The sequence below is a fragment of the Devosia lacusdianchii genome, from assembly GCF_022429625.1.
Classification (GTDB): Bacteria; Pseudomonadota; Alphaproteobacteria; order Rhizobiales; family Devosiaceae; genus Devosia; species Devosia lacusdianchii.
The window spans coordinates 3606710-3622960 of sequence record NZ_CP092483.1 but is presented as its reverse complement, the minus strand read 5'-3'; the positions used below and the strand labels follow the sequence as shown (position 1 = coordinate 3622960).

The window sequence follows — 16251 nt, the reverse complement described above, 5'->3', positions numbered from 1 at the left end:
ATCAGCTCGCCTTCTTGCGCGGTGCAGCTTTGGTCGCCGGTTTCTTCGCCGGGGCCTTCTTGCCGCCTTCGAGGCTCGATTTCAGCGCCGACATCAAATCCACCACATTGGATTTGGTCGGCGCGCTCTCGACCGGCTCTTCCTTGGTGCTGATCTTCTTGCCCTTGGACTTGAGCTTGCGGGCGATCAGTTCGCGCAGCGCGGATTGGTAGTGATCCTTGAACACGCCAGCATCGAACTTGCCGGTCTTCTTGTCGATCAGCGCGGTGGCGACCTCAAGCAGGTCGGGATCGGCCTTCTTGGCCGGGATATCGGAGAAGTATGGGTCGGCATTGCGCAGTTCGGTTTCGTAATGCAGCGTTTCGAGCAGCAGGCCCTTGCCCGCCGGTTTGATGGCGACGAGGTATTCCTTGCCGCGCAGGGCGAGTTGGCCGAGGCCGATCTTGTTGCTCTGGCGCAGGGCATCGCGGATGACCACGAAGGCGTCGTCGGCCAGATCGTCGGAGGGCACCAGGTAGTAGGGCTTGTCGAAATAGAGCGGGTCGATTTCCTGGCTATCGACGAACTGGGTCAGTTCCAGCGTCTTGCGGGTTTCGAGCTTGACCGCATCGATCTCCTTGTCGGTCAAAAGGACATAGTCGCCCTTCTCGTATTCGAACCCCTTCATGATTTCGTCTTTGTCCACCGGTCCAATGCCATCCACGACCTTTTCGTAGTGAATGGGTTTGCCGGAGGGCTCGTGAATTTGGCGGAAGCTGGGCTTGGCGTTTGCCTTTGTCGCCGTGTAAAGCTCCACGGCGATGGAGACCAGAGAAAGACGCAACTGGCCTTTCCAGATAGGACGGGACGCTGGCATGGCTGGCTCGTAGCGCTATTGGGTTCTGCCCCAGCAACGAGTCCGCACTGGCCTTCGTTCCGAAAAGCACGACGTTGCGCCCGGATGCGGGCGTCCATAAGGTCACGACTATGAAGACCAAGGGAGAATCGGCGATGGAATTATTTGAGGGCTTTGCGCTCGATGGACTCAGCATCACGCTGATCGGCCTTGGTATTCTGGCGCTGCTGGTGCTGTTCGCCGGCGCCAAGACAGTCCCGCAGGGCTACAATTACACGATCGAGCGGTTCGGAAAATATACGCGCACGCTCAAGCCCGGACTCAACCTCATCGTGCCGTTCATCGACAGCGTCGGCAAGAAGATCAATGTCATGGAGCAGGTGCTCGACGTTCCCCACCAGGAAGTCATCACTCGCGACAACGCCTCGATCACCGCTAATGGCGTGACCTTCTACCAGATCCTCGATGCGGCCGCGGCAGCCTACGAAATCTCGGGGCTGGAGAACGCCATCCTCAACCTGACGATGACCAATATCCGTACGGTGATGGGCTCGATGGACCTCGATGAGCTCCTGAGCCATCGTGACGAGATCAACGAGCGTCTGTTGCGCGTCGTCGATACGGCTGTGTCGCCCTGGGGTATCAAGATCACCCGTATCGAAATCAAGGACATCGATCCGCCCAAGGACCTGGTGGATTCGATGGGCCGGCAGATGAAGGCGGAACGCGAGAAGCGCGCCGCCATTCTGGAGGCCGAAGGCCGTCGTCAGTCGGCGATCCTGCAGGCGGAAGGCGCCAAGCAGGCGCAGGTGCTGGAAGCCGAAGGCCGGCGCGAAGCGGCGTTCCGCGACGCCGAGGCGCGCGAGCGTTCGGCCGAAGCCGAAGCCAAGGCAACGCAGATGGTGAGTGACGCCATTGCCTCGGGCAATGTGCAGGCCATCAACTACTTCGTGGCCAACAATTACATCAAGGCGCTGGAGGCGATCGCGACCTCGCCGAACCAGAAGATCCTGATGCTGCCGGTCGAGGCATCGAGCGTCATTGGCGCCATCGGCGGCATTGCCGAAATCGCCAAGGAAACCTTTGGCGGCCAGGCCCCGGCGGCGCCGCGACCGGGCCGTCCGCCGAGCGCCGGCCAGCAATAGGGGCAGAGCATGCAGGTCATCGATTTCATCGCCGCCAATGGACCGTGGTCGTGGATCGTGGCCGGGCTAGTGCTGCTGGCGCTTGAACTGGTGGTGCCCGGCGGCTTCATGCTGTGGATGGGCATTGCCGGCATCATCACCGGGCTGATCACGCTGTTCCAGCCGATCGGCTGGCCGATGCAGTGGCTGATCTTTGGCGTGCTGTCGCTGGTCGCCATCGCCATATGGGTACGCTGGAATCGCAGCCGGCCGGCGCCGACCGACCGGCCCTATCTCAATCGCCGGGCCGATACCTATGTCGGCCAGGAAGCGGTGCTGGAGCAGGCCATCACGCAGGGGTTTGGGCGGATCGTGCTGGGCGACACCGTCTGGCGCGTTGCCGGTCCGGACCTGCCGGTGGGCCAGCGCGTCCGCATCACCGGCAGCGATGGGGCCGTGCTCAAGGTCGAAGCCGTCCGCTAACTCAAGGTTTCGTTAACCATAAGATGGAAGGATCGCCCCGAGCCCGGTGCGCCTTTGCGCGCGGGCCGAATCGGGACGCCGATTCGTTTTCAATCGGCTGGCGGAGCAGATCTTGTCCTTGCGGATGCGGCATTTGATATGGCGGACGGGAGCGGTTTGCGCCCTCTGCATCGCCGTGCCGGCCTTGGCTGCGTCCGATCATGCCACCGGCGATGGCTCGGACGCCGATAACCAGCGTCTGCTGCCGGGGCTCTATCCCGCCGATCCGGTGCTGACCAATGGCGAAGCGCTGCGCGAGCCTTATGATCCATTTTTCGATGTCGATTGGTCGGTGGCGCTGCGCGGTACCTATACCAACGCCACTGCCGGCAACCGTTTCGACGTGCGGCTGGTGCCCAGCGTCAATTTCGATCATCAGGGCAGCCGTTCGGCCATCAGCATAACGGGCAGCGCCGAGGTCACGCGCCCGCTCGAGGGACAGATCGATGTCACCGGGCTGCGGCTCGGACTGACGAGCGGCTATGCGCTCGATAGCAACACGGCGCTCACCGCGAGCGGCAACCTCTCGCTGACCCAGGCGTTGGCCGGTTCGCCTGGCCTTGCGACCAATGTCGCGATCGCCTCGGAGACCTTGAGCGGCGATGTCGAGTTGGGCGTAACGCGGCAATTGGGCCGGTTCAATGTCGGGGTGACCGGGGCCGTCGAGCGCAATGTCTATGGTCCCACCACGCTGGTAAATGGCACGGTAGTCGATAATTCCGACCAGAATCTGTGGTCGCTCGACAGCGGGCTGCGCGTGGGGTTCCAGGCAACGCCAATCTTCGAGGTTTTTAGCACAGCCGATGTCGGCCGCGACATTTTCGATCTGCCGTCATCGGCGCTGCTGGTCAAGAGCGATGCGACTACGGCCAGTGTTCAGGGTGGTGTTACCGGACGCTGGAATGGCATTCTCGAGGCGACGGCGTCCACCGGACTTGGCCTGCGCCGCTTCGACGAGGCGAGCCTGGGCGAGGTGGTGACGCAGCTCTATGATGCCAATGTCACCTTCACGCCGGACCCCACCTGGCGCATGCGCGCCGGGTTCACCACCAAGGTCGAGCCGCCCGGCCCCGATGCCGGCGGTACGACGCGCATCGAATATGCGGCCACGGCGGAGGTCGGCTACACGGTCAATTCCTGGCTGGCGCTGCGGGCGCTCGCCGATTGGCGCAGCGCCCGGTTCGTGGGCAATGCCAATACCGAGAGCGGCTACGGTTGGGGCGCAGGCGCCGACTACAAGGTCAACGCCCATACCGCCGTTACCGCCGATTACGACTACGACCACGCCGACAGCACCGCCAACGGGCCGCAGGACGCGCATCGTGTGACGCTGGGAATTACACTGTCGCGCTAGGCGCTACCACCTCTCCCCGGAGGGAGAGGTGAATACGGCACGTGCTAGAGGTGTTCGTCGAGGTCGAGCTTGCGCAATTCGCGGACGAAGCCGGGGCGGATATCGTCGCGATCGAGGGCGTAGACGACATTGGCCGTCAGGAAGCCGATCTTGGAGCCGCAGTCGAAGCTCTGGCCGACATATTTGACGCCGGTGAACTTCTGGCTGTGGATCAGGGTCTGCATGGCGTCGGTGAGCTGGATTTCGCCGCCGGCGCCGCGCGGCTGGTCGGCGAGCAGGCTGAAAATTTCCGGCTGCAGGATATAGCGGCCCGAAATGATCAGGTTCGACGGCGCGTCCTCGCGCTTGGGCTTTTCGACCATGCCGGTGAGCTGGAAGCCGTTGTCGGGACCTTCGCCACGCTTGACCACGCCATAGGACGAGACGTCGCTTTCGGGCACTTCCTCTACGGCGATAATGTTTCCGCCGGTTTCCTCATAGGCGTCCATCATCTGCTTGAGCACGCCCGGCTGGCCCTTGAACAGCATGTCGGGCAGCAACAGGGCGAAGGGGTTTTCGCCCACGATGTCACGGGCGCACCAGACCGCGTGGCCCAGGCCGAGCGGTTCCTGCTGGCGGGTAAAGCTGGTGCGGCCGGCCGAGGGCAGGTCCTTGCGCAGCTCATCGAGCGCTGCGGACTTGCCGCGCAGTTCCAGCGTAGTCTCGAGCTCGAACTGGCGGTCGAAATGGTCCTCGATGACGCCCTTGTTGCGGCCGGTGACGAAAACGAAGTGCTCGATGCCAGCTTCGCGGGCCTCATCGACGGCGTACTGGATCAGCGGCCGGTCGACGACGGTCAGCATTTCCTTGGGCAGGGCCTTGGTCGCCGGCAAAAAACGGGTTCCGAGGCCGGCAACGGGAAACACGGCCGTTCTGACGCGTTTGGGCAAATCGAGTACTCCATATCTGCGATCGACGTATAGCTATCTGAAGCTCCCTAAAATATCATCTGGGCAAAATAGCGTTTGCGATACGGGAGTTAACAGATGGCCGTGCTGGTAACCGGAGGCGCTGGATATATCGGCAGCCATATGGTGCTGAACCTGACCGATGCGGGTGAAACCGTTGTCGTGCTTGATAATCTGGTGACTGGTTTCGATTGGGCCATCGACGGCCGTGCGATTTTCGAGCCGGGCCATGCCGGCGATATCGAGCTGGTGCGGCGGCTGATCGACAAGCACGGCATCACCGAGATCGTGCATTTCGCCGGCTCGATCGTGGTGCCTGAGTCGGTCACCGACCCGCTCAAGTATTATGGGAACAACACGGCGACCTCGCGCAACCTGATCGAGGCGGCGGTGAAAAGCGGGGTCAAGCACTTCATCTTCTCGTCAACCGCAGCAGTCTACGGCATGACCGGACTGGCGCCTGTGGTCGAGACCACGGCGCTCAACCCCATGTCGCCCTATGGCCGCTCGAAGCTCATGACCGAGTGGATGCTGGCCGACGTCGCCGCCGCCCATCCCATGACCTATGGCGTGCTGCGGTATTTCAACGTCGCGGGCGCCGATCCGGGCAAGCGCAGCGGGCAATCGACGCCGCTGGCGACGCATCTGATCAAGGTGGCGTGCCAGACCGCGCTCGGCCAGCGCGAGAAGATGGACATATTCGGCACCGATTACGAAACGGCCGACGGCACCTGCGTGCGCGACTATATCCATGTGACCGACCTGATCGCGGCGCATGCGCTGCTGCTCAAGCATCTGCGTGCGGGGGGCGACAGCACGACGCTCAACTGTGCCTACGGGCAGGGCTATTCGGTGCGTCAGGTGGTCGACACGGTGCGCAATATCTCCGGCGTCAATTTCCGTGTCGACGAGGGTCCGCGCCGGGCCGGCGATCCGGCCTCGATCACGGCGACCGGCGAGAAGGTGCGCAGCCTTCTCGGCTGGGTGCCGCAGCATGACGATCTCAACGAGATCGTCGCGTCGGCTTATGCCTGGGAACGGCATTTGATGACGCGGAATCGGTAGGCGATTTCGCTACCAAGAACTTGATCGTCATCCTCGGGCTTGACCCGAGGAGTCTTCACTTCGACGATAGCTCCGTAAGTGCCGAGCCCTCGGGTCAAGCCCGAGGGTGACGTGCAGTGGGTGGGAGAAATTTTGTGCGTTTCATACTCGTTATTCTAACGCTGCTGACTTCCACCCCCACCTTCGCGCAGCCTGTTGAGAGCTTTGACAGTTTCATCGCCAATTTTCGGGCGAAGGCGCTGGCGGCGGGGGTGAGCGGGGAGACCTATGATCGCGCCATGGCGGGCATGACGCCCGATCCGCGGGTGCCGGATCTGGTGACGGCGCAGCCCGAATTTACGACGCCTATGTGGGACTATATCGAGGGGCGCGTCACCTCCGGCCGCATCGAGCGCGGCCAGGCGGCGATCAGCCGCAATGATGCGCTCTTTAGTGCGGTGGGACAGAGCTATGGCGTCGATCCCTACCTGCTCGGCGCCATCTGGGGCATGGAGACCGATTATGGCGCGGTGCTCGGCAATGACGGTTTGATCCGTCCGATCGTCCGCTCGCTGGCCACGCTGGTGCACCAGCGGCGCACCCGGCTGGTCGAGGATGAGGCCGACCTCATCGCGGCGCTGCAACTTGTGCAGCGTGGGCCGCTCGATGCACAGAGCCTGGTCGGTTCGTGGGCGGGGGCCATCGGGCATTTGCAGGTCAATCCATCCAATGTCGTGGCGCATGGCACTGATGGCGACGGTGATGGACGGGTCGATCTGCACAATTCGCTGGCCGATGCACTGGCGACCAGCGCGCGGTTCCTGCGCGACCTCGGCTATCAGCCTGGTGTCGACTGGGGCATGGAAGTGGTGGTGCCGGACGGATTCGACTACCTGCTGGCGACGCGGACGCAGATGCGGCCGGTGTCGTTCTTCGCCGAGCGCGGCATTACCCGCGTAGCCGGACGGCAGTTCAACGATCCGAACCTGCCGGTCTTCCTTTACGTGCCGACAGGTCGGGATGGCCCCAAATTCCTGATGACCCAGAACTATCTGGTGCTAAAGGGCTACAATTTCTCCGACAGCTACGCCATGTCGGTGGCGCATATGACCGATCGCCTCAAGGGCGGCGGCGGCTTTGCGGATGACTGGCCGCGCAGTACGCGTTTCCCCAACCTGTCGCAGCGCAAGGCCATTCAGGAGGCGCTTATCCGCCTCGGGCTCTACCAGGGCGCGGTGGATGGGCGGTTGGGCCCGATCACGCAGGAGGCCTATGCCCGCTTCCAGGCGGCGCGCGGCGAGGTGGCGGACGGCTTCATCACCGAAGCCGCCTATGAGGCATTGGCTGCCGCGCAGTAACGTTGGGGCGACCCTGGTGGCGCTCCGGGCCCGATTTTGCTAGATGAGAGGCATCGGTTCGTTGCGTGAGTTTGACGTGATCCGCTTCGTCTTAGCATTGGTGGTGGCGCTGTTCGTCTTTGTCGACGTGGCGCCGGTGTTTGCCCAGAACGAAACGGTCTTGGTGGCGCAGCAGCAGCGGCGCCGTACCCTGTTCGACCTGCTGTTCGGCGAGCCCGAGCCGCAGCCGGCACCAGTGGAGCAGCCGCAACAGCCAAGGCGCCAGCCGCAGCCACAGGCCAGCCTACCGCCGCCCAAACCACAGATCGAGAAGGCGGCCGACGCGACGCGTGTTGCCGTGTTCGGGGACTCGCTGGCCATCGACCTCAGCAAGGCGCTGGAGCGGCTCTATGCCGAGGACCCCAATTTGGTGGTGATCAACCAAGGCGTCAGCTCATCGGGCTTCGTGCGCGATGACTTCTTCGATTGGGACAAGGCGATCGCCGAGCAGACCGCCGCCGATAGTTTTGACCTGGCGGTGGTAATCATGGGGATCAACGATCGGCAGGAACTCAAGGTCAATGGCGAGTCGGTTGCCCCGCTGACCGACCCGTGGAACGTGGCTTATCAGGCCAGGATCGCCGAATTCCTCGGCACGCTGCGCGCCGCGCGCAAGCCGGTGATCTGGATCGGCCTGCCGCCCATGTCTAAAACCGAATACTCGGCGGCGATCAGCCAGATCAGCAATATCCAGCGGCTGGCCAGCTTCTCGGGCGGGGCGGAATTCCTCGATATCTACGAGCGGTTCCTGGGTGAGGACGGGAAGTATTCCTCGCACGGTCCAGACGTGAACGGCCAGAATGCGCGGATGCGCAAGGATGACGGCATCCACTTTTCGACCGCCGGGTCGGACAAGCTGGCCTTCTATCTGAGCCAGAGCATCCGGACATTTTACCGTGGTGGCAGCATGACCGTGGCGGTGGCCGATCCGCTGCAGGGCACCGATGCCGCGGCCATGCTGCGGCCGCCCTATCAGGGATTGGGGCAGATCCGGTTGCTCGAAGTGGCGGGGGCGGTGATTCCGCTCAGCCGGATTCCGCAGCGGGCGGGGGATCTGTTGACGGCGAGCGGTGTGCCAGCCAGCGCGCCGCCGTTTACACTCGAGCAGCTAATGACCGCGCCGATCGGCCGGGTCGACGCGTTCGGCGTCGGCTTCGATCCGCTGGCGGAGGCCGAGAGCAATGACAGCGGCCGCTAGGCGGTTCAGTCAATGAAGCGGACGGCGCCTATATGGGGCAGGTTGCGATTGCGCTGGGCGTAGTCGATGCCGTAGCCGACGACGAACTTATCGGGAATATCGAAGCCGACCCACTTGGCTTGCACGTCGGTCTCGCGGCGGCTGGGCTTGTTAAGCAGGGCGCAAACCGCGATGCGGCGCGGGTGGCGGGTCTCGAGGATTTCGAGCACGTGCTTGAGCGTGTGACCGGTATCGACAATGTCTTCCACGACCAGCACGTCGCGGCCCTGAATCTCGCCGCGCAAATCCTTGAGGATGCGGACCTCGCGGCTCGATTCGGTGGAATTGCCGTAGGACGAGGCTTCGAGAAAATCGACCTCAACCGGCAGGTCGATCTCGCGCACCAGATCGGCGATGAAGATGAAGGAGCCACGCAGCAGGCCGACGACCACCAGTTTGTCGGTATCGGCAAAGTGGGTGGAAATCTCTTTGGCCAGGGCCTCGACGCGGGCGGCGATGGCCTTGGCGGAGATCAGCTCATCGACGACATAAGGCTTCTGGGTCATGCGCGATTCCGGTTAGCAGAGGGTCGAATTGGCCAGCAGACTGTTAGCATCGACGTTGCGGATGCGCTACAGCGCGGCCTCGATCACACCCACCGAGCGTCACCCTCGGGTTTGACCCGAGGGTGTTGCACTTGATGATGGCACGGCAAGTGAAGAGCCCTGGGGTCAAGCCCGAGGATGACGCGCTGTGGCGGATTGGATCAAACCTATCCAGCCTTGCCGCCGTTACCGCGGCAGATCCGTCTTGCCCATGAGGTCGTAGTCGATCGAGCGGGCGGCCTGGCGGCCTTCGCGGATGGCCCAGACCACCAGGGACTGGCCGCGGCGCATGTCGCCGGCGGCGTAGACCTTGGGCACCGTGGTCTTGTAGCTCATGGTGTCGGCAAACAGGTTGCCGCGCTTGTCGAGCTGGGCGCCGAGTTCGGTCAGCATGCCTTCGTGGATAGGATGGGCGAAGCCGATGGCGAGCAGCACCAGGTCGGCCTTGATGATGAATTCGGTGCCGGGGATAGGCTGACGCTTGCGGTCGACGCGGGCGCATTCGACGCCGGTGACCTGACCCTTGGCATTGCCGATGATTTTCATCGTGCCGGCGGCGAATTCGCGGATGGCGCCTTCGGCCTGCGACGAGGAGGTGCGCATCTTGACCGCCCAGTTGGGCCAGTTGGTCAGCTTGTTTTCGAGCTCTGGCGGCATGGGGCGCACATCGAGCTGGGTGACGGCAATGGCGCCCTGACGGAAGCTGGTGCCGACACAGTCACTGGCGGTGTCGCCACCGCCGACGACGACCACGTGCTTGCCGGCAGCGGTCAGTTGGACTTCGTTGCTGACATCCTCGCCGCCGAGGCGGCGGTTCTGCTGCACGAGGAAGGGCATGGCGTAGTGGACGCCGTTGAGGTCGGTGCCTTCGCTATCGACGTCGCGCGGCTTCTCGGAGCCACCGCAGAGCAGCACAGCGTCGTGTTTGCCTTGTAGTTCGGCCAAGGGCGTGGTGACGCCGACATTGACGCCATAATGGAAGGTGACACCCTCAGCCTGCATCTGCTCGACGCGGAAATCGATGTGATCCTTCTCCATCTTGAAGTCGGGAATGCCGTAGCGCATCAGGCCGCCGGCCTTGGGTTCGCGCTCATAGACATGCACATCGTGCCCGGCGCGGGCGAGCTGCTGGGCGGCAGACATGCCAGCGGGGCCCGAGCCTACGATGCCGACGGACTTGCCTGACTTGCTCGGGTTGATCTGTGGCTTGATCCAGCCATTCTTGATGGCGCGGTCGGCAATGGCCTGTTCAACGGTCTTGATGGCGACGGGCACGTCTTCCAGGTTCAGCGTGCAGGCTTCCTCGCAGGGGGCGGGGCAGATGCGGCCGGTAAATTCGGGGAAGTTGTTGGTCGAGTGCAGGTTGCGCGCGGCTTCTTCCCAGTCGCCGTTGAAGACGAGGTCGTTCCAATCGGGAATCTGGTTGTGCACCGGACAGCCGGTATCGCCGTGGCAGAAGGGAATGCCGCAATCCATGCAGCGTGCTGCCTGATCGACGATGCGGCCTTCGCTCATCGGAATGGTGAATTCGCCGAAATGGCGAATGCGGTCGGACGCCGGTTCGTACCGGGGCTCTTCGCGTTCGATTTCGAGGAAGCCTGTTACCTTGCCCATGGCTTGTCTCCTAATTCACTGCCGCAAGGGCAGGTAGTCCGAGTTCTTGTTCGCAGGCGGCAATCCAGCGCCGGATGGCGGGCCGCCCCGTGAGATCGAAACCGCCCTGCGGAGACAGGCGGGTATAAGCCAAGAGCGCGATATCGGCGATGGTCAGAGCCGGGCCGGTGAGGAAGTCACTCCCGCTCAAAGCCTGTTCCAACCGATCGAGCGCCTTTTCGGCACGCGCCACCAGATTGGCGTCGCGGCTTTCAATGGTGTGACCTTTGTAGACCACATGCGCCCGCGCCACAGCCACATAGGGCTCATGGCTATATTGCTCCCAAAACAGCCATTCATCGACCTTGGCCGCCGCAAAGGCATCGGCCGGCAGGAAGCGGCTGTCCCGCGCCAAATAGCGCAGGATGGCGTTGGATTGCGCCAGCACCCTGCCGTCATCGAGCACGATCACCGGAACCTGCGCCGCCGGATTGAGGGCGAGGAATTCTGATGTCGTGGTGGCGCCGGTGCCGCTGGGCACGTCGCGCCATTCGTAGGGCACGCCGAGGGCATCGGCGATATACTTGACCTTCAGGCAGTTGCCCGACTGAAGGTCGCCATAGACCTGCATCACCACGCTATTCCGCCGCCGCCATGCCCATGCCGGACGCGCGCTTCTTTTCCATCTCCTTGATGGCGCGGCGGTATTCGACCGGCATCACCTTGACGAATTTCGGACGCATCTCGACCCAGTTGTCGAGGATGAACTTGGCGCGGGTCGAGCCGGTATAGTGCAGGTGGTTGGAGATAAGCTGGTGCAGGCGCTCGTCGTCATGCTTGGTCATGTCGCCCGATATGTCGACGCGACCATGCCATTCGAGGTCCCCACCGTGGTGGTGGAGCTTCTGCATCAGTTCTTCTTCCTCGGTCACCGGTTCGAGTTCGACCATGGCGAGGTTGCAACGGCTGCGGAAGGTCTCGTCCTCGTCGAGGACATAGGCCACACCGCCCGACATGCCGGCGGCGAAGTTACGGCCGGTCTGGCCGATGACGACGACGACGCCGCCGGTCATGTATTCGCAACCATGATCGCCGGTGCCCTCGACCACGGCGACGGCGCCCGAATTGCGCACGGCGAAACGCTCGCCGGCGATGCCGCGGAAGTAGCACTCACCTGAGATGGCGCCGTAGAGCACGGTGTTGCCGACGATGATCGACTTTTCCGGCACGATGCCGATCTTGTCGGACGGGCGCACAACGATGCGGCCACCGCTGAGGCCCTTGCCGACATAGTCGTTGGCGTCGCCCACCATGTCGATGGAAATGCCGCGGGCGAGGAACGCGCCGAAAGCCTGTCCCGCCGTGCCGTTGAGCCGGATCGAGATGGTGTCGTCAGGCAGGCCCTCATGGCCATACTTGCGCGCCACCGCGCCCGAAAGCATAGCGCCGGCGGACCGGTCGCGGCTGCGAATGGGCAGCTCGATCTGCACCGGGGTGCCATTGTCCAGCGCGGGCTGGGCCAGTTCGATCAGCTTGCGATCGAGCACGGCTTCCAGATGATGGTTCTGGAATTCGGAGTGATAGAGTGTGTCGCCGCCAATCGGCTCGGGCTTGTAGAAAAGCTTGGTGAAGTCGACGCCTTCGGTCTTCCAATAGTCGGCCAGCTTCTTCTGGTCGAGCAGATCGGAGCGGCCGGTCAGCTCGCGCAGGGTGCGGGCACCCATTGCGGCCATCAGGCCACGCAGTTCCTCGGCGATGAAGAAGAAGTAGTTGATGACGTGCTCGGGCGTGCCCTTGAAGCGCTTGCGCAGCACCGGATCCTGGGTGGCGACGCCAACCGGGCAGGTGTTGAGGTGGCACTTGCGCATCATGATGCAGCCGGCCGCGATCAGCGGCGCGGTCGAGAAGCCGAACTCGTCGGCGCCGAGCAAGGCGCCGATCAGCACGTCGCGACCGGTCTTGAGACCGCCATCGACCTGGAGAACGACGCGCGAGCGCAAGCGGTTGAGCACCAGGGTCTGGTGGGTTTCTGCCAGGCCGATTTCCCAGGGCCCGCCGGCATGCTTGAGCGAGGTCAGGGGTGAAGCGCCGGTGCCGCCATCATAGCCGGAGACGGTGATGTGATCGGCGCGCGCCTTGGCGACGCCGGCTGCAACCGTGCCGACACCGACTTCGGAGACCAGCTTGACCGAGATATCGGCCTCTTCGTTGACGTTCTTGAGATCGTAAATGAGCTGGGCGAGATCTTCGATCGAATAGATGTCGTGGTGCGGCGGCGGGGAGATAAGGCCCACGCCGGGCGTCGAGTGACGGGTCTTGGCGACGATCCAGTCGACCTTGTGGCCGGGCAGCTGGCCGCCTTCGCCGGGCTTGGCGCCCTGCGCGACCTTGATCTGCAACGCATCGGCATTGACCAGGTATTCGGTGGTGACGCCAAAGCGGCCCGAGGCGATCTGCTTGATGGCAGAGCGGAGCGGGTTCCGGCTGCCATCGGGCAGCGGCTTGTAGCGATCGGGCTCTTCGCCGCCTTCGCCGGTGTTGGACTTGCCGCCAATGCGGTTCATGGCGACGGCCAGCGTCGTATGGGCCTCACGGCTGATCGAGCCGAAGCTCATGGCGCCGGTGACGAACTTCTTGACGATGTCTACCGCCGGTTCGACTTCGTCTGTTGGTACGGCGTCGCCCAGCGGCTTGATGTCGAACAGGTTGCGGATGGCGAGATAGCCGTTTTCGCCCGAGTTCACGCGGGCGGCGAAGCTGTTGTAGCGGTCCTGCGCGGTTTCGGGGGACTCATCCTTGGTGCGGACGGCGTGCTGGAGGTCCGACACGACGTCGGGGCTCCAGGCGTGCTTTTCGCCGCGGATGCGATAGGCGTATTCCCCGCCGACATCGAGCGAGCGGCGCAGCACCGCGTCGTCGCCGAAGGCCAGGCTGTGGCGGCGCACGGTTTCGGCGGCGACCTCCTTGAGGCCGACGCCTTCGATCGAGGTGGCAGTGCCAAAGAAGTACTTGTTGACGAACTCGGTGCTGAGACCGACGGCGTCGAAAATCTGCGCGCCGCAATAGGACTGGTAGGTCGAGATGCCCATCTTGGACATGACCTTGAGCAGGCCCTTACCCACCGACTTGATGTAGCGGTAGACGACTTCGTCTGATGACACTTCCTCGGGGTAGTTACCCTCGGCATGCAGAGCCTGCAGCGCCTCGAAGGCCAGATAAGGGTTGATGGCTTCGGCGCCGTAGCCGGCCAGCATGGCGAAGTGGTGGATTTCGCGGGCTTCGCCGGTTTCGACCACCAGGCCCGTCGAGGTGCGCAGGCCCTTGCGGATCAGGTGGTGATGCACGGCGGCCAGCGCCAGCAGCGTCGGGATATCCAGCCGGTCGGCGGCAATGCGCCGGTCGCTGAGGATGATGATGTTGTATTCGCCACGGACGGCGGCCTCGGCCTCTTCGCAGATGGCTGATATGGCCGCTTCCATGCCCACCGCGCCCATATCGGCGGGGTAGGTGATGTCGATGGTCTTGGTCTTGAACTGGTTGTCCTGCATATCACCGATGGCGCGGATCTTTTCGAGATCCTCGTTGGTGAGAATGGGCTGACGCACTTCAAGGCGCTTCTCGCGGCTGCCGCCGACGAGATCGAAGATATTGGGGCGCGGGCCGATGAACGACACCAGGCTCATCACCGATTCCTCGCGGATCGGATCGATCGGCGGATTGGTGACCTGGGCGAAGTTCTGCTTGAAATAGGTATAGAGCAGCTTGGGCTGCTGGCTCAGCGCCGACAGCGGGGTGTCGGTACCCATCGAACCAACGGCTTCCTGACCGGTGGTGGCCATCGGCGCCATCAGCAGCTTGACGTCTTCCTGGGTATAGCCGAACGCCTGCATGCGATCGAGCAAAGCCTCGGTGGTGATCGGGGCCTTGGGCTCGGTCGGCGGCAGGTCTTCCAGCACGATCTGCGTGCGGGCCAGCCATTCGGCATAGGGATTCTTGGTGGCGAGGGTGCGCTTGATCTCTTCGTCGGAGATGATGCGGCCTTCTTCCAGATCGAGCAGCAGCATGCGGCCCGGCTGCAGGCGCCAGCGCTCCACGATGTCCTCGTCTGGGATATCGAGCACGCCGGATTCGGAGGCGAGCACGACGTGGCCTTCGCGCGTCACCAGGTAACGGGCGGGGCGCAGGCCGTTTCGATCGAGGGTGGCGACGACGTAGCGGCCATCGCTGAGCGACATGGCGGCGGGGCCGTCCCACGGCTCCATCAGGGCAGCGTGGTACTCATAGAAGGCGCGGCGCGTCTCATCCATGAGCGGGTTGCCGGCCCAGGCTTCGGGGATCAGCATCATGGCCGCATGCGGCAGCGAATAGCCGCCGCGCACGAGGAATTCGAGCGCGTTGTCGAAGCAGGCCGTGTCGGACTGGCCTTCGTAGGAGATCGGCCAGATCTTGGTGATGTCGTCGCCGAAGAGCGGCGAGCTGACCGATGCCTGGCGGGCGGCCATCCAGTTGACGTTGCCACGGATGGTGTTGATTTCACCATTGTGGGTGGTCATGCGGTAGGGGTGGGCCAGCTTCCAGGACGGGAAGGTGTTGGTTGAGAAGCGCTGGTGCACGAGCGCGATGGCCGATTCGAAGCTCTCGTCGGACAGGTCCGGATAGAAAGCGCCGAGCTGGTAGGCCAGGAACATGCCCTTATAGACAATGGTGCGGGCCGACATCGACACGACATAGAAGCCGTTATCGCTGTTGCTCTCGGGCACTTCAGCATAGACGGTGTTGGAGATGACCTTGCGCACGATGAGGAGCTTGCGCTCGAATTCATCCAGCGTCAGGCCTTCGGGGCGCGCGATCACCATCTGCTCGATAGCGGGCTGGGTGGCGATGACGCCTTCGCTTAGCTTGGAATTGTCGAAGGGAACGACGCGTTCGCCCAGCAGCTGCAGGCCCTCGCGGGCGAGGCAGCCGCGCACGGCCTCGGCGCAGCGATCACGCAGCGCAACAATGTTGGGATAGAACAGCATCGCCACGGCGTATTGATGCTTTTCGGGCAGCGCGAAATCCATGACCTTCTGGAAGAAGGCATGCGGGGTCTGCACCAGAATGCCGGCGCCATCGCCCATCAGAGGATCAGCGCCCACAGCGCCGCGGTGCTCGAGGTTCTCGAGGATTTCGAGACCCTTCTCGACCACTTCGTGGCTGGGCTTGTTCTTGATGTTGGCGATCATGCCGATGCCGCAGGCATCATGCTCGTTGGCCGGATCATAGAGGCCTTGCGCCTCGGGACGGCCGGTGGCGACGCGGCGACCGTGCTCGATCAAGGTTTTGCGATTGGTGCTCGTCGTGACGGGAGTTTGGGATCCGTTCCGCGCGTGGGCCATATCGTGTTCCTCGTTCGTTGGTCGCGCCCGCTGCCGGGCTCTGTCGCTATGTCGTGTGCATCCTGATGGTGCCGTTGTCGGCGGGCTGGATGCGGTCTCGTCCTCTGGTGGGCGCGTTGTTCAAGCGGGTCGTACTACGGTACGGCTCGAAAGAGCAAATACGTCCATGCGTGGGGAGCGGCGCTGCATCCAAATGGCCGCTCAAACTTCGAGCTATATTAGCTCCGCCTATCCGTTTCCGCTCATGTAAAGCGGGCCAGCCGGACCAGCGTGCG

12 protein-coding genes are annotated in these 16251 nt (G+C 63.2%); 6 read left to right on the top strand and 6 right to left on the bottom strand.

Going from position 1 to position 16251, the window contains the following annotated elements:
• Position 1: 1 nt before the first annotated feature.
• Entirely contained in the window at positions 2 to 856 is an 855-nt protein-coding gene (gene ku / locus MF606_RS17820; RefSeq protein WP_240230670.1) for a non-homologous end joining protein Ku, read from the bottom strand.
• Positions 857 to 990: 134 nt separating this feature from the next.
• On the opposite strand from ku, the gene MF606_RS17815 reads away from it, so the two are divergent.
• From MF606_RS17815 to MF606_RS17805, 3 genes are all read left to right on the top strand, one after another.
• A complete protein-coding gene (locus tag MF606_RS17815) occupies positions 991 to 1980 on the top strand; it encodes an SPFH domain-containing protein (RefSeq protein WP_240230669.1) in 990 nt (329 codons plus the stop codon).
• A gap of 9 nt (positions 1981 to 1989) precedes the next feature.
• Positions 1990 to 2442 carry an NfeD family protein gene (locus tag MF606_RS17810; protein ID WP_240230668.1) on the top strand — a complete coding sequence of 151 codons (453 nt, stop codon included), beginning with the start codon at positions 1990 to 1992 and terminating at the stop codon, positions 2440 to 2442.
• Between the two features lie 184 nt (positions 2443 to 2626).
• Positions 2627 to 3835: an outer membrane beta-barrel protein gene (locus tag MF606_RS17805; RefSeq protein ID WP_240230667.1), complete on the top strand. Its 1209-nt coding sequence runs from the start codon at positions 2627 to 2629 to the stop codon at positions 3833 to 3835.
• Between the two features lie 44 nt (positions 3836 to 3879).
• Here MF606_RS17805 and galU read toward each other — a convergent pair whose 3' ends face one another.
• Positions 3880 to 4764, bottom strand: coding sequence for a UTP--glucose-1-phosphate uridylyltransferase GalU (gene galU / locus MF606_RS17800; protein WP_240230666.1), 885 nt, complete (start codon positions 4762 to 4764; stop codon positions 3880 to 3882).
• 96 nt (positions 4765 to 4860) lie between these two features.
• Between galU and galE the strand changes: the two genes are divergently transcribed.
• The 3 genes from galE (at position 4861) to MF606_RS17785 (ending at position 8421) form a co-directional block, all read left to right on the top strand.
• On the top strand, positions 4861 to 5847 hold the full coding sequence (galE, locus tag MF606_RS17795) for a UDP-glucose 4-epimerase GalE (RefSeq protein WP_240230665.1): 987 nt from the start codon (positions 4861 to 4863) through the stop codon (positions 5845 to 5847).
• A 134-nt stretch (positions 5848 to 5981) separates the two neighbouring features.
• On the top strand, positions 5982 to 7184 hold the full coding sequence (locus MF606_RS17790) for a lytic murein transglycosylase (RefSeq protein WP_240230664.1): 1203 nt from the start codon (positions 5982 to 5984) through the stop codon (positions 7182 to 7184).
• 43 nt (positions 7185 to 7227) lie between these two features.
• Positions 7228 to 8421, top strand: coding sequence for an SGNH/GDSL hydrolase family protein (locus MF606_RS17785; protein ID WP_240230663.1), 1194 nt, complete (start codon positions 7228 to 7230; stop codon positions 8419 to 8421).
• Positions 8422 to 8426: 5 nt separating this feature from the next.
• Here MF606_RS17785 and hpt read toward each other — a convergent pair whose 3' ends face one another.
• From hpt to gltB, 4 genes are all read right to left on the bottom strand, one after another.
• On the bottom strand, positions 8427 to 8966 hold the full coding sequence (gene hpt, locus MF606_RS17780; protein ID WP_240230662.1) for a hypoxanthine phosphoribosyltransferase: 540 nt from the start codon (positions 8964 to 8966) through the stop codon (positions 8427 to 8429).
• A gap of 225 nt (positions 8967 to 9191) precedes the next feature.
• Positions 9192 to 10619, bottom strand: coding sequence for a glutamate synthase subunit beta (locus MF606_RS17775; RefSeq protein WP_240230661.1), 1428 nt, complete (start codon positions 10617 to 10619; stop codon positions 9192 to 9194).
• Between the two features lie 10 nt (positions 10620 to 10629).
• Positions 10630 to 11229, bottom strand: coding sequence for a glutathione S-transferase family protein (locus MF606_RS17770; protein ID WP_240233889.1), 600 nt, complete (start codon positions 11227 to 11229; stop codon positions 10630 to 10632).
• Positions 11230 to 11236: 7 nt separating this feature from the next.
• Entirely contained in the window at positions 11237 to 15976 is a 4740-nt protein-coding gene (gene gltB, locus MF606_RS17765; RefSeq protein ID WP_240230660.1) for a glutamate synthase large subunit, read from the bottom strand.
• Between the last annotated feature and the right edge of the window lie 275 nt (positions 15977 to 16251).

Bases quoted from the DNA above. Each gene is read 5' to 3' on its own strand.
- ku (WP_240230670.1), bottom strand. From the start codon at position 856: ATGCCAGCGTCCCGTCCTATCTGGAAAGGCCAGTTGCGTCTTTCTCTG.
- MF606_RS17815 (WP_240230669.1), top strand. From the start codon at position 991: ATGGAATTATTTGAGGGCTTTGCGCTCGATGGACTCAGCATCACGCTG.
- MF606_RS17810 (WP_240230668.1), top strand. From the start codon at position 1,990: ATGCAGGTCATCGATTTCATCGCCGCCAATGGACCGTGGTCGTGGATC.
- galE (WP_240230665.1), top strand. From the start codon at position 4,861: ATGGCCGTGCTGGTAACCGGAGGCGCTGGATATATCGGCAGCCATATG.
- MF606_RS17785 (WP_240230663.1), top strand. From the start codon at position 7,228: ATGAGAGGCATCGGTTCGTTGCGTGAGTTTGACGTGATCCGCTTCGTC.
- hpt (WP_240230662.1), bottom strand. From the start codon at position 8,966: ATGACCCAGAAGCCTTATGTCGTCGATGAGCTGATCTCCGCCAAGGCC.
- MF606_RS17775 (WP_240230661.1), bottom strand. From the start codon at position 10,619: ATGGGCAAGGTAACAGGCTTCCTCGAAATCGAACGCGAAGAGCCCCGG.
- MF606_RS17770 (WP_240233889.1), bottom strand. From the start codon at position 11,229: ATGCAGGTCTATGGCGACCTTCAGTCGGGCAACTGCCTGAAGGTCAAG.
- gltB (WP_240230660.1), bottom strand. From the start codon at position 15,976: ATGGCCCACGCGCGGAACGGATCCCAAACTCCCGTCACGACGAGCACC.